The 17,711-nt window shown below is 42.4% G+C and carries 14 protein-coding genes; 6 read left to right on the top strand and 8 right to left on the bottom strand.

Going from position 1 to position 17,711, the window contains the following annotated elements:
* Positions 1-4: 4 nt before the first annotated feature.
* A complete protein-coding gene (locus L3V41_RS16695; protein WP_237128122.1) occupies positions 5-1,339 on the bottom strand; it encodes a GH1 family beta-glucosidase in 1,335 nt (444 codons plus the stop codon).
* A 234-nt stretch (positions 1,340-1,573) separates the two neighbouring features.
* Here L3V41_RS16695 and L3V41_RS16690 point away from each other — a divergent pair, with 234 nt between their 5' ends.
* From L3V41_RS16690 to L3V41_RS16680, 3 genes are read left to right on the top strand one after another with little or no spacing between them, the layout of a single operon-like run.
* Positions 1,574-2,833, top strand: a complete 1,260-nt coding sequence (locus L3V41_RS16690) for a sugar MFS transporter (RefSeq protein WP_062570169.1) — start codon at positions 1,574-1,576, stop codon at positions 2,831-2,833.
* A gap of 8 nt (positions 2,834-2,841) precedes the next feature.
* Entirely contained in the window at positions 2,842-5,358 is a 2,517-nt protein-coding gene (locus L3V41_RS16685) for an exo 1,3/1,4-beta-D-glucan glucohydrolase (RefSeq protein WP_237128121.1), read from the top strand.
* A complete protein-coding gene (locus tag L3V41_RS16680; protein ID WP_062570171.1) occupies positions 5,349-6,386 on the top strand; it encodes a glycoside hydrolase family 16 protein in 1,038 nt (345 codons plus the stop codon). The genes L3V41_RS16685 and L3V41_RS16680 overlap by 10 nt, the downstream gene beginning before the upstream one ends.
* A 99-nt stretch (positions 6,387-6,485) precedes the next feature.
* On the opposite strand, the gene L3V41_RS16675 is transcribed toward L3V41_RS16680, so the two are convergent.
* The 4 genes from L3V41_RS16675 to L3V41_RS16660 all read right to left on the bottom strand — a co-directional run bounded on the left by L3V41_RS16675 (position 6,486) and on the right by L3V41_RS16660 (position 12,819).
* Entirely contained in the window at positions 6,486-7,490 is a 1,005-nt protein-coding gene (locus L3V41_RS16675; RefSeq protein WP_237128120.1) for a cupin-like domain-containing protein, read from the bottom strand.
* A 5-nt stretch (positions 7,491-7,495) separates the two neighbouring features.
* On the bottom strand, positions 7,496-8,221 hold the full coding sequence (locus tag L3V41_RS16670) for a SapC family protein (RefSeq protein WP_062570173.1): 726 nt from the start codon (positions 8,219-8,221) through the stop codon (positions 7,496-7,498).
* Between the two features lie 20 nt (positions 8,222-8,241).
* Positions 8,242-9,783 carry a tryptophan halogenase family protein gene (locus L3V41_RS16665; protein WP_237128119.1) on the bottom strand — a complete coding sequence of 514 codons (1,542 nt, stop codon included), beginning with the start codon at positions 9,781-9,783 and terminating at the stop codon, positions 8,242-8,244.
* Positions 9,784-9,873: 90 nt separating this feature from the next.
* Entirely contained in the window at positions 9,874-12,819 is a 2,946-nt protein-coding gene (locus L3V41_RS16660; RefSeq protein ID WP_237128118.1) for a TonB-dependent receptor, read from the bottom strand.
* A gap of 293 nt (positions 12,820-13,112) precedes the next feature.
* On the opposite strand from L3V41_RS16660, the gene L3V41_RS16655 reads away from it, so the two are divergent.
* Positions 13,113-13,724, top strand: a complete 612-nt coding sequence (locus L3V41_RS16655; protein ID WP_237128117.1) for a fumarylacetoacetate hydrolase family protein — start codon at positions 13,113-13,115, stop codon at positions 13,722-13,724.
* Here L3V41_RS16655 and L3V41_RS16650 read toward each other — a convergent pair.
* The 3 genes from L3V41_RS16650 to L3V41_RS16640 form a co-directional block, all read right to left on the bottom strand.
* Positions 13,675-14,589 carry an ABC transporter substrate-binding protein gene (locus L3V41_RS16650; protein WP_157066226.1) on the bottom strand — a complete coding sequence of 305 codons (915 nt, stop codon included), beginning with the start codon at positions 14,587-14,589 and terminating at the stop codon, positions 13,675-13,677. The two genes, L3V41_RS16655 and L3V41_RS16650, sit on opposite strands and share 50 nt — an antisense overlap.
* Before the next feature lie 146 nt (positions 14,590-14,735).
* The gene (locus L3V41_RS16645; RefSeq protein ID WP_237128116.1) at positions 14,736-15,788 is read right to left on the bottom strand and encodes an aldo/keto reductase; all 1,053 of its coding nucleotides are present in this window, start codon (positions 15,786-15,788) and stop codon (positions 14,736-14,738) included.
* A gap of 12 nt (positions 15,789-15,800) precedes the next feature.
* The gene (locus tag L3V41_RS16640; RefSeq protein WP_062570179.1) at positions 15,801-16,229 is read right to left on the bottom strand and encodes a thioesterase family protein; all 429 of its coding nucleotides are present in this window, start codon (positions 16,227-16,229) and stop codon (positions 15,801-15,803) included.
* A gap of 152 nt (positions 16,230-16,381) precedes the next feature.
* Here L3V41_RS16640 and L3V41_RS16635 point away from each other — a divergent pair, with 152 nt between their 5' ends.
* Entirely contained in the window at positions 16,382-16,588 is a 207-nt protein-coding gene (locus tag L3V41_RS16635; RefSeq protein ID WP_228074411.1) for a hypothetical protein, read from the top strand.
* Between the two features lie 62 nt (positions 16,589-16,650).
* A complete protein-coding gene (dinB, locus tag L3V41_RS16630; RefSeq protein ID WP_062570181.1) occupies positions 16,651-17,703 on the top strand; it encodes a DNA polymerase IV in 1,053 nt (350 codons plus the stop codon).
* Positions 17,704-17,711 lie beyond the last annotated feature (8 nt).

The raw sequence follows: 17,711 nt of genomic DNA, 5'->3' as shown, positions 1-17,711 counted from the left end.
ATTGTTATTTTTTTCGCTGTTTTAGCAGCGCACGGTATTGTTTTGCGCTTTCTTTTAAAATGCGCTGCTGGCTTTGGTAATCAATGTAAACTAATCCAAAGCGTTTTTCATAGCCATATGCCCATTCAAAGTTGTCCATTAAACTCCACGCAAAGTAGCCTTGAATGTCGACGCCTTGTCGAATGGCATCACAGACCGCATTTAAGTGGGTGTGATAATAATCAACGCGTTCAATGTCTTTCACTTCACCGTTTTCTAGGGTATCGGCCATGGCTGCGCCGTTTTCAGTGATATACATCTTTGGCAAATCATATTGCTGATCTAGTGATACAAGCAATTCAGTTAAACCTTGTGGGTAAACTTCCCAGCCCATATCGGTAACACGAATATTGGTAAGGCTTGCTTCTTCAAACCAGCCATCAACGGTATTTTTGTAGTGTATGCGGGTATAGTAGTTAACGCCAATAAAGTCGACGGCTTGACTAATAATGGTCATATCGTCAGCAAGGATAGTCGGTTTAACCTTTGCAGCCAACTCATCAAATAAAGAAGGATATGTGCCTTCTAAAACCGCTTTGATATACCATTGGTTATGGTATTGATCGGCAAGTTCTGCGGCTTTTTTATCATCCGCTGTTAAAGGGTAAGCAGGGCTGAAGTTTAACACGATACCTGCTTCTGTTTCTGGGCAGTTTTTACGTAATACTTGCATGGCAAGGCCATGGGCAAGTAGTAAATGGTGAGCCGCCTGTCGGCCTGCTTGTTGCGATTTTATCCCCGGTGCATGCACACCCACCTCATAACCTAAGTAGGCACTACAGAAGGGCTCATTCAAGGTTGCAAAGGAGTCGACTAAGTGGCCAAGGTGTTGAGTAACAAGTTCGGCATATTCTTTGAATTTATAGGCTGTATCGCGATTTAACCAACCTCCGTTATCTTCAAGGTATTGTGGTAAATCCCAGTGGTATAGGGTGACGTAGGTTTTAATATTACGCGCTTTTAACGCCGTTAATAACTGAACATAAAACGCCATACCTTGTTTGTTTATCGTGCCATCACGATTCATGACCCGTGGCCAAGAAATTGATAAACGGTAAGCATCTACGGCTAAGTCAGCAATCATGTCTACATCTTGTTGCCAACGTGCAACATGGTCACATGCGACATCGCCATGACTTTGATCGGCAATTGCATCAGGCTTTTCACAAAACGTATCCCAGATACAATCGAGACGCTGTTCACGTGCGCCTTCAATTTGAAACGACGCAGTCGCAACACCAAAAGTAAATTCAGGTTTGAGTAAAAATGAGTCTGGCAAAAGAGAAATTGATTTATACACAGTTATGAGTCGTCCTTCGCATTGTTTTTGTAAGACAAACCAAAATGCAGAGTTACAATTTGTGAAAGCGCTTACAATTTTATTGCAAATAAATTGCTATATATGATTAATATGTTATAAATGTAAGCGCTTACATTTTATGTTGCAATAGTTTTTTGCTTTTTTATTCTTCATTACTTAGCACTATAACTAATGTAACAAACTGAAAAATATAAATAACTAGAGAATAAAATTATGGCCCATGTTTCAACGCCTGTTTCAGGTAACGCGAGTCAAGGGGCAATGCCAAAGCAACACTTTGCACTGGCATCCTTGACCACATTATTTTTTATGTGGGGGTTTATCACTTGTTTGAATGACATTTTGATCCCTTACCTAAAAGGAATGTTTTCGCTTAATTATACGCAAGCCATGCTTATACAGTTTTGCTTTTTTGGTGCGTATTTTGTGATGTCGATCCCTGCTGGCAAGTTGGTAAGTCGTATTGGTTATCAGTTTGGTATTGTCGTTGGGTTAGTGGTAGCAGCAATTGGTTGTGCGCTGTTTTATCCCGCCGCTGTTGCCCATGTGTACGAATTATTTTTACTGGCTTTGTTTGTACTAGCCTCTGGTATCACTATTTTACAAGTATCAGCAAATCCCTATGTGAGTGTACTTGGCCCGCAAAAAACAGCCTCGTCACGTTTGACTATGACACAAGCATTTAACTCATTAGGCACCACAGTCGCGCCGATTTTTGGCGGTTGGTTAATTTTAACTGAAGTAAGTCAAGCCACTGCGGAGCAAGTAAAATTTCCCTATTTAATGTTATCTGCCAGCTTATTGGTACTTGCTGTAATTTTTGCATTTCTAAAGCTGCCTAAATTAGGTAAAGAAAGCGATAGTGAAGCAGCACAACAAGATTTAGAAGACTTTGTTGATTTAGGTAGCGTTTGGCGTTATCGCCACCTGATTTTAGGTGCCATCGGTATCTTTGTATATGTGGGCGCAGAAGTGGCGATTGGTAGCTTTTTGGTGGGCTTTCTGACCTTAGATAACATTGCTGGCCTCGCAGAAAAAGAAGCCGCTCATTACATTAGTTATTATTTCGCAGGTGCCATGGTGGGTCGCTTTATTGGAGCTGCTGTGATGCAAAAATTTAATGCAGGTAAGGTGTTGGCATGTCATGGCTTACTTGCCGTACTACTTGTTGCAATTGCTATGACAGGTGAGGGGAGCCTTGCTATGTGGGCTATTTTACTGGTTGGCTTATGTAACTCGATTATGTTCCCAACAATTTTCAGCCTAGCATTACATGGCCTTGGCAAATACACCTCAAAAGGCTCAGGTATTTTATGCTTAGCAATTGTAGGAGGCGCAATTATTCCATTACTGCAAGGCGTATTAGCCGATTCTGTTGGCGTGCAAATGGCGTTGTTCTTACCTATCGCCTGTTACTTATATATAACTTACTTTGCGTTAGTTGGCTCAAAAGTATCAACTCAGACTTCATAGGTGCAAAAATGAAATTGAAAGAAACAGTCACTCTTTGTTCGTTAGTGATGGCAAGCGTCAGCATGCTAGGTTGTACTGGGCAAGACAAGGTGGCAAACGTGAGCACTGAGCAAGAAATTTGGCCAAATATCGAAACAGGCATTGCTGCAAACCCAGAGATGGAAGCAAAAATAGCAAAAATGCTGGCAAATATGACCCTTGAGCAAAAAATTGCGCAAATGATCCAGCCAGAAATTCGTGATATTAGCGTTGAAGATATGCGTAAATACGGTTTTGGCTCTTACCTCAATGGCGGTGGTGCATTCCCAAATAATGATAAACACGCCAGTGCCGCAGATTGGATTGAGCTTGCTGAAAAAATGTACCAAGCCTCAATTGATGACTCCCTTGATGGCAGCTCAATCCCGACTATGTGGGGCACCGATGCCGTGCATGGCCACAACAACGTGATTGGTGCGACGTTATTCCCGCATAACATTGGTTTGGGTGCAACAAACAACCCTGAGTTAATTGAAAAAATTGCAGCCGCTACCGCGCAAGAAGTAATGGTAACAGGTATTGACTGGGTGTTCGCACCAACAGTCGCAGTTGTTCGTGACGACCGTTGGGGTCGTACTTATGAAGGCTATTCTGAAGACCCTGAAATTGTGAAAGCATACTCGGCAGCTATTGTTAAAGGCTTGCAAGGTGCGGTTGATGATGACTTCTTATCAGATAAGCGTGTGATCAGTACGGTTAAACACTTTTTAGGTGATGGCGGTACCGAAGGCGGTGATGACCAAGGCAATAACACGGCATCTGAGCAAGAATTATTTGATATTCATGCGCAAGGTTATGTTGGCGGTTTAGGTGCGGGTGCACAAACCGTAATGGCGTCATTCAACAGCTGGAATGGTGAAAAAATTCACGGTAGTAAATACCTACTTACCGACGTACTAAAAGGCAAAATGGGTTTTGATGGTTTTGTTGTTGGTGACTGGAACGGCCACGGTCAAATTCCGAGTTGTACTAATGGCAACTGTGCGCAAGCAGCAAATGCCGGTCTTGATGTGTACATGGTACCGACAGATGCATGGAAACCACTTTACGAAAACCTTATCAAGCAAGTTAAAAGTGGCGAAATTGCACAAAGCCGCATCGATGATGCAGTAACGCGTATCTTACGTGTAAAAATGCGCGCAGGTTTGTTTGATAAGCCAAGCCCTGCTAAGCGTCCGCTTTCTGGTAAAACAGAGATCATTGGCAGTGCAGAACATCGTGCAGTTGCAAAACAAGCGGTCCGTGAATCACTGGTTCTTCTGAAAAATAAACAGCAGTTGCTACCGCTATCAGCAAATGCAAATGTATTAGTTGCCGGTCAGGGTGCAGATAACATCGGTATGCAGTCAGGTGGTTGGACAATCACATGGCAGGGTACTGGTAATGAGAATAGTGACTTCCCAGGCGGGACTTCTATTTTGGATGGGATCAAACAAACGGTTGAGCATGCGGGCGGGCAAGTTAGTTATGACTTAAACGGTGAGTTTGATTCCCGTCCAGATGTTGCCATTGTGGTGTTTGGCGAGCAACCGTATGCAGAAGGCAATGGTGATTTAGATAACCTTGAATACCAACGCGGTAATAAAACAGATTTAGCCCTGCTTAAAAAGCTAAAAGATGCCGGTATTCCTGTGGTGTCGTTATTTATTAGTGGTCGTCCAATGTGGGTGAATGCTGAGCTTAATGCCAGCGATGCATTTGTCGCAACTTGGTTACCAGGGAGTGAAGGTGATGCAATCAGCGATGTTATTTTTAAAAAACAAGATGGCACTATTAATCATGACTTTAAAGGTAAGTTATCGTTCTCATGGCCAAATAACCCGGTAGGTAACGAAAACCGTGGCGATAAAGATTACGCGCCACTATTGCCTTATGGCTTTGGCTTAACGTATCAAGATAAAAATACATTAGCGGATGACTTAAGCGAAAAATCACACGTCGCTGCTAAATTAGAAGACTTAGTCTTATTTGAACGTGCCGTAAAAGCACCGTGGTCACTGCAACTACAAAGTGGTTCTGAGCGACAAGCCATGACCAGTAGCCGTGCAGCACTTAATGCTGTTAGCGTAAAAACCTTTGATAAAGACGTACAAGAAGATGCGCGCGCAATCAGCTTTAATGGTAAAGAAGTGGCTGCGGTTCGTTTAATGGCGGCGTTCCCATCGGATTTACGTTCATACGTTGAAAAAGCGGGTCAACTGCAAATGCAAATTAAGGTAGACCAAGCTGCTGATGCGCCGCTAATGCTAGGTATGCAATGTGGTGAAAACTGTAGCGGTCAATTTGATATTAGCAAACACCTTAAAGCAGCACATGATTGGCAAACGCTAACTGTAGACTTGAGCTGCTTTGCTGAGCAAGGTGTGCAGCTTGGGCAAGTATTCTCGCCTTGGCAATTAGCCACTGAAGGTGCATGGCAAGTCTCAATTGCTAAACTATCAGTAACGAGCGCACACACTGAGGATGCAACGCTCTCATGTCAGTAAAATCGTATGCTGTTATTTTGCTAACAGGTGCGCTTAGTGCCTGTCAGCAAACCCCAGCGCCTGTTAAAGCCAGCCTAGGAGAAGGCTGGCAGTTAGTTTGGCAAGATGAATTTTCGCAAAATGATCTCGACCTAACTAAGTGGCAACACGAAGTAAATTGTCGAGGTGGCGGTAATGATGAGCAGCAATGTTATACCGCGCGTAGCGAAAACAGTTTTGTTAAAGATGGCATATTGCATATTGTTGCTCGCCAAGAGCAATACACTGGGCCTTTACATAATAGCGATGAAGTGAGCAGCGATGCTGAGCGAGAAAAACAAGCAACTCAGCCGTTTACTTCTGCACGCTTACGCACAAAAAACTTAGCAGATTGGCGATACGGCCGGTTTGAAATTCGCGCTAAATTGCCAGCAGGGCAAGGTGCGTGGCCAGCAATTTGGATGTTACCGACAGACTGGCATTATGGTCGCTGGGCATCATCAGGCGAAATAGACATCATGGAAGCAGTTAATTTAAAGACGCTTACTGATGACAAAACAGCGCCAGCAGGCAGCCTTGAGACACGCGTACACGGCACCTTGCATTACGGTGGTCCTGCACCCAAAAATGTTTACAGTGGTACGCCGTACCGCTTCAGTGAAGCAGATAACCCAGCTGATAACTTTCATGTTTATGCCCTTGAATGGCAGCAAGATGAAATTCGTTGGTATGTTGATGATGTTCACTATGCAACGTTTCGTCACGACCAGTGGTATTCAACATCACAACAACAAGACGGCTCGTTTATAGAAAATACCGGCTTTGCTCCGTTTGATCAGCGTTTTCATTTACTTCTTAACTTTGCAGTAGGCGGAAACTGGCCAGCCAATGTGAATGACAAAGGCGTTGATTCTACAGGTTACCCTAAGCAAATGCTGGTGGATTACGTACGTGTTTTTCAATGTAGTAAAAATAGTGAAACAGGTATTGGCTGCGCAACAACACAGCCATCAGCAGTACAAATAAAGGGTAATACCATTGCGCAATAACAGAGCACTTAATTAAGCGGATTGGTATAAGTGAATTATGAACCAAGAGCCTGCAGATGCTTCGCCGAACTCGTTGCATCCGCTGGCTTTTGGTTCATTCTATCGGTTGAGCTTTTGTAGTAATAGCTGTCTTATTCTTCTGGCCGTTAGTTCGTCGATATCCGCTAATATCCCTTGCGCAGGCTCAGCAACGTGGCTTGCTAAATCCACACCATCAGCAAACACATAATGATTAAATAGTTGCTGCCATTTCTGCTTATGCTTGTTTGGTAAGTCTTTAATTGCCAGCATACTGTGCAGCATGGCATCAAATGGATTTGCTAAATACTCTGGGGCTTGTCGCCACCAATAGTTTACTAATACATTAAACGGACTGGTTGCGCTCACCTGATGCCACCAAAGTGCTGGAATATAAATAGCATCGCCAGGGCCAAGGGTGGCTGATTGCGCCTTTGCTACAGCCTCTTTAAAGCGCGGAAAGCGGCTGAAATCAGGATTATTAAAATCAACCAAGCTAATCGCTTGCCCAGCGGGTGTAAATTCGAGTGGGCCAACGTAAAGGTTATTGACCTGATCAGTTGGCAATAGAGTAAAAGTGCGCTCACCCGCAGCAACACAGGCTAGGTTATCAGCATTGTCATAGTGAGCCGCAATCTGGCTATGATTTCCCACCCAGAGACTTGTTAGGCAGTTATAATCGGTCACTGTTAATGGGTTCTTAAGGCTAAAGCTAGGAGCACAATACTCCACAGCAGTAGAGCCCATATATAGAGAATCACAGTCGGTTTGCGACAGTTTTAGTGCTAATTTTTGTAGCACAGAAAGTAGATTATCGGCCTGCTGTGAAAAATTAAGCCCCGAGAAATCAGTGTTATAAAAATAACGACCTTGATGAATAGCGTCGCTGCTAAAACTACGTACTGGGGCGTGATTGGCAAGGCCTAAAAGGTAGTCCAAGGCGCTTTTAGAGCCTTGTTTAGCCGCGATGACTTGTGGCCAATCAGCACAGAGATCTCTTATTACCAGTGGCTCAGTTTGCTCAGCTAAAAACAGTTTAAGATCAGCAATGCTGGAAGCATGGCATTCTTTTATTGGCGCAGCCACAAACATTACTGCTTAGCCCACTTTTTATCAAGCAAATGAGGAATTTGTTCCATTGATGCCAGCACCATATAAATAGCCTGCAAGTCACCTTGTTGTTGTAACTGCTTGAGTTGTTCTGCAGTTAAGTTATTTAGTGCCTGCTGGTTAATGGTATAGAAACCAGTTACAGTGACCTTTTCACCATTTTTTTGAGCATATTCAATGCTAAACGCTTCGAGTAAATCAACGCTTAGTAAACGTTCAAAAAACTGATTAATTGTTTGGTGTTCTTGATGTAACGCGTTAAGTACTTGAGCAATATGATTTAAGTAATCGCTATTCCCACCATGTTCAAGGAAAATGGCTTCACCATCGCGTGTGCTTATACGTGGGCTGTCTAAATCAATATGTACCACCAGTGATTGCTCAGGAATGCCATTGTTATACTGGGTTTGTTGACCAATTAAAAATGGCTGGCGCTGCATACTCAGTGGTAAGTAACTCAGTTGTAATTCGGCTTGTTCGTTAAGCAACAAGTTCTCGCCATTTTCAAAACCAAATAAAGCGAGGGCTTCAAATTGGCCTGTTTGAGGGTGCTTACGAAATACGATGGGTTGATTTGCTTGAACTTTAGCAAACTCACTTGGGAATACGGTAGCGCAGCTAATATTATCGCCCCAGTTAGCACCGCGTGTGGTGATCACTTTTAGGTCTTTATGGCTGATGTTATCAAGTAATACATGATTGGCCATTGGGCCTCCTAATGCTGAGATTAAATAGGTTGTATGCCAAATTGCTGAATATGATTTAACAGCTCGCGGTTCGTTGGTAGTTGTTGTAATCCGCGTTTGGCTTGTTGTTGGTTAGCACTAAAGTGTTCAACAATCGCTGAAGGCATTGTTAGAGCTGGAAATTGCGGTAGTTGTTTCATGCCATAAAGTACATACTGGTAACTAGCCGCAGAGAAAACTTCTTGAGCGCGGTCAAAGTCGTTTAGCCATGGACTTTGATATTGCCACAGTGCTAAATTTTCTTGTAACTGCTCTGGGATTGAGTTTGCTTCTTTATGGGCTTGCCAATAGGGGCTAGTGCGTTTTGACAACACGTAATGCAGCTTTAAAAATTCAATAATACGCTGCCAGCGATAATGGCACTGCTCATCAAAACGCTTGGCTAGTGTCGGCATTGCGGCACGATGTGTTGGGAAATTAGCAAGTAAGTTATTCAGGCCAAGCTCCACCATGACTAACGCTGAGGCTTCAAGTGGCTCAATAAAGCCTGCAGACATACCAATAGCTAAACAGTTTTTATACCAAAAACGGCGTCTAAAGCCCGGGGTAAAGCTGATTTCACGAAAGGTTAGTTCACTTTGGTTTGTATCGGGTTGGGATTTTGCAATGTATTGGCTAAGCGCTTGTTTAGCATCTTCACTGCTGGCAAAGCGGCTTGAGTATACCATACCCAGACCACGGCGGCTTTGTAAGCCGATATCCCAAATCCAACCAGCATCTTGCGCAGTGGCTTTGGTATAAGACAGGATCTCTTGCTGCGGGTTTAAATAAGGCACCTGTACGGCCACAGCACGATCGTTAAATAGTACATCTTGTTGCTCGATTAGTTCGATACCGTAATGTTGATGTAACAGCTTTGCGTGGGTGCCTGAGCAATCAATAAATAAATCACCCGTAATAGCGCCATGATCGCGGGTTTGCAATGAACTAATATAGCCATCTTCATCACTATTAATGCGTTCAACATGACTGACAATATGCTCAACGTTTAGTTTTGTTGTGCAGTGCTGTTGTAGCAGCATGGCAAACTTACCGGCATCTAAATGATAGCCATAGTTTGCTTCACCTTGATAGGCGCTATGTAAGTGGTTTTTCGGTGCTTTATGGTGATCGCACAAGTAGGTTTGGCTTGCCACTGCGTGGCTGAAACTCACCGCATCTTTGTTAGCAAACCAGTAAGGTGCAATATTTAATTGCTGATACGCAACAGGTAAGCTGAACGGGTGGTAATAATGTGTGTTACCTTCATCTTCGCACCAGCCATCAAAGCGTGAACCTTGTTTAAAAGACGCATCACAGCGTTGAATAAATTCACTTTCGCTAATGCCGATGGTTTTTAAGGTTTGTCGCATAGTCGGCCAAGTACCTTCACCGACACCAATGGTGGCAATATCTGGCGACTCAATCAGGGTGATCTGTGCGTTGTGAGTTAAATGGGGTTGGGCAGCAATTAACCCTGCAGATAACCAACCTGCAGTACCACCACCTAAAATGACGACTTTTTTTACTTCTTTGTGTTGCATATTCCAGGCTACCTCAAATGCTATATAGACAAACTAGCATAATTGTGAAAAAAAAAGCCGCTGTTGAGCGGCTTTTTTGACAACAAAATGCTAGAACGAGTAGCGGAAGCCGATGTTGTAGCGCGCACCGTATTGGTTTGCACGTAACAGCTGCTCAGAGTAACGAACGTAGGTACGCTGCGTTTCATCTGTTAGGTTTAGACCTTCAACAAACACCGTTAGGTTCTCGTTTACTGCATAGTTCACGTTGATATCCCACTGGCCGTAAGACTCAGTGAAGATTGGTGAAGCATGTTGGTCAAAGCCTGTTAAGAATTCATCACGCCAGTTATAAGAAACACGAGCTGATAAACCGTCTAAATCATAAATAGCAGAGAAGTTAGCTGAATCACTTAAGCCAGGCAGAGCAAATTGATAGCCGATCGCATCTCGGTCTGCTTCAACATCACCGAATACGAAAGTCGCGTTGGCGGCAATACCAAAGCCCGAATCACCAAACATATGTTGTGCTGCCAGCTCCCAACCCCAAAGGTTACCTGTTTCCACATTGGTGTCGCGAGACACATCAAAGATTGTTAGTGGATCAGTGCCAATGCCTGTAATACCTGTTCCTTGCTCAGTTCCTTGATTTTCATTGATTTTATCGTGAATAGCTTGGTCAGAAGGTGTTACTCCTTCTGCAGCTAAGTCTTCACGCGCTTGATCAGCACGCTCGCCAAGGAATGGGTCACGAATATCTCCCATGGTCTCTTGGGTTGTAATGTTAACAATGAAATTCTCAACTTGTTTACGATAGTAACCTGCAGATAGGTAACTGCCTTCGCCATAATAATATTCAAGTGATAAATCTATGTTGTCAGCGACGAATGGTTTCAAGTCAGGGTTACCCACAGCCACTTTACGTTGACCTACTTTTGGGTTACCTAAGAATGAGGTTGTTGAACGCAGTGAATCAACCGGAGGGCGAGCGAGTGTTCGGCTATACGAAAAGCGAGCCATTACATCTTCTGTCACTTCAACATTAATATCTAAGTTTGGTAAAAATTCACTGGTGCTACCTTCACCACTTGCGAAAGCCTGCTCACCAAAGTTATATGACCACTCATTACCATTAACCCAGGTAATACCTGTTGCAGGTTTTTCTAGGCTTTGCGAACTAACATCTGTTTTTTCATAGCGTAAACCGACTGCCATGGTGACATACATATTGTTAAACTCAGTTTCAAAGTTTGCTTGAGTGTAGAATGATAGGGTCTTTTCGCTTACTCGATGATCATTATCAATCGGCCCAGCTTGCACCATACCATTTAATTCAGCAGGCCAGCTACATGCGCCAATGCCGCCATCTGGGTGGTCACAGTCAATGCTTTGGGCAATCGCGACTATCTCATCAAAGTCAGCATCGTAGTAGTAGTTTAATAGCTTATCGTTACCGCCGCCTGAGAAGCCGTCTAATAAACCTGAACTATCAACACGAGTAAACAGGTCATCATTGTACCAATCAGCTGAGTTTAACCACCAACCAGCAGCAAGTTGCTCTGAATAAGCTTGTGTGGTTCTAAAGTCAATTTTGGTATGTGAAACACCAAAATTGATACTTGTAAGGGCGCTATTATTTTCGTTTAACCAAGTCCCTTTTAACTGGTACTGATCAAGATCATTTGTGTTCGTATCTTTATTAACCCCAGCAAATAGCGTTCCCATATCACTTGGCAGAAGCTCTGCTTGGCCATTGGTTAATGTCATATCAATTAGCGGTATTTCGCCTTGGCTAAAATCAGCCATTTTTTCATCGATATTAACAGTCGGGTTTTCACACCATGAACATGAGGTATTACCAATGATCATAAAGGCATCATGACCTAAGCCAACCCCCGCGGTTTCTGCTGATGAGTTATGAGCATCAAACTCAATATTTAAAGTATCGGTTACTTGCCAATCAATATTTAAACCAAGTGATTTATTTTCGTTGGTTGTTGCACCCCGGTTGAGGTTCGTTGAGTAATCTCCACCGAACTCGCTAACCTTAGTATACGTCCCATTTTCGTTAATCGTTGCAGAACTAACATTACCCCCGTTGTTAAACCATACACCAAAACTACGGCCGTCTTTTTCAAATTCTAGTTTTGAATAAGTGTAATCAAGGGTTGTCGTTACGCGATCACTCGGTGCGTATTGCAGTACAAGTTGGCCATTGGTACGTTTACGCGAGTTATCGGAGAAAGCGTAGCCCGCATTTTGCGGGTACCAAGTTGTACCGTCTGCACGTTGATTGTTGTCTGTTACACTTAAGTTTGGTGAAGTAGAGAGATCGACATTTGGGATCCAGTTATCAACCGCCATTGATTGCTCGCGGTTATCGCGTTCTTGTACTGAACCTGAGATTAAAATACCAAATTTGTCATCATTAAACGTATTACTGTAAATGCCTGATAATTCTGGTGTTATATCATCACCAGTTTCATTTGATGTATCGTGAACGGCTTTTGCACCGATAGAAGCATGTAAACCAGGATTTGAAAGTGGCTTTGCAGTCGTGATATTAACCGTTGCGCCAATGCCGCCGCTTGGGATGTCGGCACGCGCTGTTTTATACACTTCAACACCGCTTACACTTTCTGTTGCGATGTCACCAAAATCGAATGAACGTCCGCCGGTTGTTGGCATTTGGCGATTGTTTAAGGTCACTAGATTAAACTCAGGACCAAAACCACGCACGGTAATTTTGCTACCTTCACCGTTACTTCGGTCGATAGAGACACCGGTGATACGTTGCAGTGACTCGGCTAGGTTCGTGTCTGGGAACTTACCAATGTCTTCTGAAGTGATTGCATCAACAACACCCGTAGATTGGCGTTTGATGTCCATTGATTTTACAAGGCTACCGCGAATCCCCGATACTTGTATAACTTCAATATCACTTGCTTTGTCGGATTGTTCTTCGGCGACAGCTGAGTGAGGAACTAGCGCGCTTAAACCCATTGCCATAGATAGGCTAATGGCAAGCTGCTTTCTCTTGAATTGTGTGTGGTTCATGCAAATCTCCAGATTTGGTTTTATTTTTGTGTTTGTTGTCTAATGTAAGCGCTTACATTTTATTGCAAAAAAAATCGCCGAACCCGATTTTTATAAATGTAACCGCTTACAATAAGTTATTAGAAAGTAAAACAATCGTCAATAAAAATAACTTTTATACTCGCAATTAATATGTATGTTCATGTTATTATGGATATTATTTTAGCCATATTTTTTCATCCTAGTATCAAATGTATCTATTTTTAGCAATAATTGAAAAATTACTCACATAGAAGCAAATCAAGGAGACCAGCATGCAGGCAGTTAAATTTGTAAATGAGTTAGTCACACCAAGTAAAGTGGTTTGTGTTGGCCGAAATTATGCCGCTCATATCGCAGAGCTTAATAATGAAACGCCAACGAGTATGGTGTTATTTATTAAACCCAATAGTGCTTTGTCAGATACGCTTCATGCTACTCATTGTGCTGAACAGTTACATTATGAAACGGAGTTGTGCTTTTTAGTTAAAGATAAACAGCTTGCAGGTGTAGGACTTGGGCTTGACCTAACAAAGCGCCGTTTACAATCCACTTTAAAAGGAAAGGGGCTACCTTGGGAGCGCGCCAAGGCATTTAATGGTGCCGCTCTTTTTAGTGACTTCGTACCATGTAATGATACCAAGCATTATCAGTTTAGTTTACTGATAGATGGTGAGCCTGCTCAGTATGGTGACACACAATTAATGCTCCATAATGCCGAGAAAATCTTATCTGAAATCAGTGAATTTCTGGATCTCGAAGACGGCGATATCATTATGACCGGCACCCCTGAAGGAGTTGGGGAGGTTGAATCTGGTTCAACTTTCCAAGTGGTGCTTATGGACGAACAGAGTGAGGTGTTGTCTCACCAGTGGCTGGCTGTTTGATTGGGTTTAATATCAAGCGCTCATATTGTGACGAAAAATCTGCAAAGTTTTGCTCTAACCATACTCGTTGACTCTGTTGGTAGCGCTCACTGGGTAATACTTTCGTTTTTAATGCATGATTGATTTCAGCGAGTACTTTTTCGGCGTAATTATTTGGAGCACTTGTTGAGCAACCAATCGCGCCAAGCATAATACTTTGCTTTGGATTACTAATGGTTAGCTTTTCTATATATTGTTGATTTTTTTGATTGTAGTAATCAGCAACAAACGGATAATCAATTGTGTAATCAATATAACCATGCTGAAGTTGCGAAAGAATAGCGTAACTCGGATGACTACCTGTGCTACTAAGCGCTGCACTTTCATATAGCTTGGTATTTTTAGCTATTTTTTCAAATTTGCTCCCGAATTTACGAGCATCGTTTTGCCCAAACATAAATCTTGAGTCAGTCAGTAATGAAATTAAAGATACGGGATTACCATGAATTTGAGTTATCTTTTTTGCTTGCTCATGAGTACTCAGTATTGTGAAAGGAGGGTAAACCGTGGTGGGGATTGAGTAAGTCGCACGCTTAGTTTTTTGTTCCCGATGAATCATGCAAGAGTAACACGCCATATGACCTTCATCGAGGTACTTCCCAGCTCTTTTTTGCGGTAGTAATACTTTACTGTGATTAATGTTAGGCAGTGCTTCGATGAGCATATCTGTAATTTCATTACACAGACCACCGTATTGGTTTTTGTCGTTTTTTTCTAGATAAAACGGCTTGCTGTCATTTTCCAGCCAAGTAATTGATAAGGTTTCAGAGGCGTGAGTCAACGGAGCTAAAAATAAGCTTAAAACAGTATAAATTTTTAACTTCATATGCTTACTCATTGAGTACCCGTTTTCAAAATTACTTATGTTAACTATACACTAAAGTATTGAAAATATAACGGGTTGTTAAGTAAATTACTGAATAAGTATTAATTTTTAGGTGTTAATACTTATTCAGTCAGAAGCTTTAAATATCAGAAAGGTTGCGGGTATTGTTTAAACACATTATTGATATCAGTGATAGCTTGTTCTGATAACTCAATTGAAAAAGCAGCTATATTGTCTTGTAGTTGACTCATCGAGGTTGCCCCAATAATCGTTGAACAGACCCCATCAACTTGATTACACCACGCAAGGGCAAGCTGTGCGGGTGTTACACTGTAGGTTTTTGCAATATCCACATAATTTGCAATCGCTTGCTGTGATTGCACTGTGTCTCTGAATAGTCCATTACGTTGTACCAAGGTCCAACGACTTCCTTCTGGGCGATTACCATTTAAGTATTTACCGCTTAGCATACCGCCACCTAGTGGTGACCAAGGCAGGTAAGCAACATCTTCGTGAATACATTGCTCTATTAAATAAGGCCAATCTTTGGCATGCAGTAGGCTAAACTCATTTTGAATAGAAACCATGCGCGGTAGATTATGCTGCTCACTTAAACGCAGGTATTGGCTGATGCCCCAAGGCGTGTCGTCTGATAAACCACAGTGTTTAATTTTACCGGCTTTTACACAGTCATTCAGACCTTCAAGAATATCGAGCATACCCGCTATATTTTGCTCGGTGTCGGCATCTGAAAAACGGACTATACCAGGCCATTGCTTGCCAAAATGTGGCGAAGTACGATTTGGCCAGTGAAGTTGGTATAAATCGATAACATCAGTTTGTAAGCGTTTCAATGACGCATCAACAGCGTCAATCACAGCTTGACGAGTAATGTCGCCGCCATCACGCACCCAAGATAATCCATTGCCTGCAATCTTAGTTGCGATAACAAGGTTATCACGCTTGTTTTTGTTACGAGCTAGCCAATTACCAATAATTTCTTCTGTTTTTCCGTATGTGTCGGGTGAGGGGGGGACGGCATACATTTCTGCTGTATCGATAAAGTTAACCCCTTTATCTAGCGCGTAAGCAATTTGTTCGTTGGCATCAGCTTGGTTATTTTGCATGCCCCATGTCATGCTACCTAGGCAGACACGAGAAACATCAATACCACTTCGGCCAAGTGGACTATAAAGCATATTAGTTCCTTGTTAATCGTGAGAATGGGCTTTGAGTGCAGTTAATAGCTCATCGCTTAACTGGGCTTTTTTACCCGTTTTAAAATTAAACATAACGACTTGTGATGAGCCAATGGTGGTGACAGCGTCTTGGCTTTCACTAAATACAGTGTAATGCATCATAAAACGATCGTGTTCAATGTCACTAATCTTTACGCCAACATGAACTGTGTCAGGGAATGTCACTGGGCGTTTATAGCGGGCGTTGTTTTCGCTGATCACAGGGCCTACACCTGTTACTTGTAAATCTTTAAGAAAACCTAGTTGGGTAAAAAAGTCGATCCGAGCTGTTTCGAAATAACGAAAATAGACCACATTATTGACATGTTGCAGGGCATCCATTTCACCCCAAGCGACATTAATTTTTGTTCTGATAGGATGTTGTTCTATAAACGATTGCATAGTAAATCTTCATTAATTGGAGAAAACTTAGGTTAGCAATATGCTGCTTTTAGCTCAAGGAAATTAGAAATTTCAGCAAATTGTGCTACTTTTAATAGTTCACGCTTACGTAAAGTGTGGCTCATATAGAAGACACAATAAAGGATTTTATTATGCAGCAAACAACAGTGAGGATAATGAAGTGGATAGCCTTGTTCATCGTACTAGCACTTGCTTTACTCTGCTACAGTATGGGCACAATGTCAGGTTTTATCGCTATAATTGTGGTCGGTTTTTTACTTGAAGGCGCATTTTGGTTATTTGGCTATCGATTATTTAACCGTAAAAAAGCGTCTGAGCACTCAAGTCAAACCTCATAACTTGCACAATTAGGCAGATTACATAATAATGACTGTATAAATAAACAGTTGTTATATGCCTGATGAAAAAATTCATTCACATTGATATGGATTGCTTTTATGCAGCCGTTGAGATGCGTGATAACCCCGCTTTGGCAAGTGTGCCGTTAGCAATTGGCGGTAATAGTCGTCGTGGGGTGCTTTCTACAGCTAACTATATTGCTCGCCAGTATGGTGTGCGTTCGGCAATGTCTAACTACCATGCCAAACAATTGTGCCCTGATCTGGTCATTGTGCCTGGGCGAATGCATGTTTACAAAGAAATCTCCACACAGATACGCGCTATTTTTGCTAAATATACCGACCTAATTGAGCCCTTATCACTTGATGAAGCTTATCTTGATGTAACTGACAGCACCGCTTGTAAAGGCAGTGCTACGCTTATGGCACAGCAAATCCGTCAAGAAATCTATGATACGACAGGCCTGACTGCATCAGCTGGCGTTGCGCCAATTAAGTTTATTGCCAAAATCGCCAGCGATGAAAACAAGCCTAATGGCCAGTTTGTCGTGTTACCTGAGCAAGTCGATGACTTTTTGGCACAATTGCCGCTGGGTAAAATCCCAGGTGTGGGCAAGGTGACTTTAGAAAAGCTGCAACTTAAGGGGCTCTATACTGGGGCTGATGTGTGTGCTAAGGGTGTTAACTGGATGCAGCAGCATGTTGGAAATTTTGGCGTTTCTCTATATCAAAAATGTGCGGGTGAATACATTGGTAAGGTATCCACAGAGCGAGTGCGTAAATCACTGAGTGTTGAGCATACCTATGAGTACAATAAAACTAATTTGGATGAATGTTTAAGCCAATTACCCTCCTTAATGGATGAATTAACGCGCCGCCTTGATAAACAACAATTAAATAACCGTATCAACAAATTATCGGTGAAGGTGAAGTTTGCGAACTTTGTAGTAACCAGTGCTGATCAAAGTCATCACCAATTAGATAAAAGCATATTTTCAGAACTTTTAAGTAAAGCGTATGAGCGAGGCAAAGACCAACCAGTGCGTTTATTGGGAATAGGGGTTGGAATAAAGAGTCAATCTCATGAGCATTTTCAGCTTAGTATATTAGACTAAAGGTTAAC

The organism is Pseudoalteromonas sp. L21 (assembly GCF_021728035.1).
In the GTDB taxonomy this organism is placed as follows: Bacteria; Pseudomonadota; Gammaproteobacteria; order Enterobacterales; family Alteromonadaceae; genus Pseudoalteromonas; species Pseudoalteromonas arabiensis.
The sequence above is the reverse complement of the archived record's forward strand: the minus strand, read 5'-3'. Positions and strand labels throughout refer to the sequence as shown.

Bases quoted from the DNA above. Each gene is read 5' to 3' on its own strand.
- L3V41_RS16685 (WP_237128121.1), top strand. From the start codon at position 2,842: ATGAAATTGAAAGAAACAGTCACTCTTTGTTCGTTAGTGATGGCAAGC.
- L3V41_RS16680 (WP_062570171.1), top strand. From the start codon at position 5,349: ATGTCAGTAAAATCGTATGCTGTTATTTTGCTAACAGGTGCGCTTAGT.
- L3V41_RS16645 (WP_237128116.1), bottom strand. From the start codon at position 15,788: ATGCTTTATAGTCCACTTGGCCGAAGTGGTATTGATGTTTCTCGTGTC.
- L3V41_RS16650 (WP_157066226.1), bottom strand. From the start codon at position 14,589: ATGAAGTTAAAAATTTATACTGTTTTAAGCTTATTTTTAGCTCCGTTG.
- L3V41_RS16670 (WP_062570173.1), bottom strand. From the start codon at position 8,221: ATGGCCAATCATGTATTACTTGATAACATCAGCCATAAAGACCTAAAA.
- L3V41_RS16690 (WP_062570169.1), top strand. From the start codon at position 1,574: ATGGCCCATGTTTCAACGCCTGTTTCAGGTAACGCGAGTCAAGGGGCA.
- L3V41_RS16635 (WP_228074411.1), top strand. From the start codon at position 16,382: ATGCAGCAAACAACAGTGAGGATAATGAAGTGGATAGCCTTGTTCATC.
- L3V41_RS16665 (WP_237128119.1), bottom strand. From the start codon at position 9,783: ATGCAACACAAAGAAGTAAAAAAAGTCGTCATTTTAGGTGGTGGTACT.
- L3V41_RS16655 (WP_237128117.1), top strand. From the start codon at position 13,113: ATGCAGGCAGTTAAATTTGTAAATGAGTTAGTCACACCAAGTAAAGTG.
- L3V41_RS16660 (WP_237128118.1), bottom strand. From the start codon at position 12,819: ATGAACCACACACAATTCAAGAGAAAGCAGCTTGCCATTAGCCTATCT.
- dinB (WP_062570181.1), top strand. From the start codon at position 16,651: ATGAAAAAATTCATTCACATTGATATGGATTGCTTTTATGCAGCCGTT.
- L3V41_RS16640 (WP_062570179.1), bottom strand. From the start codon at position 16,229: ATGCAATCGTTTATAGAACAACATCCTATCAGAACAAAAATTAATGTC.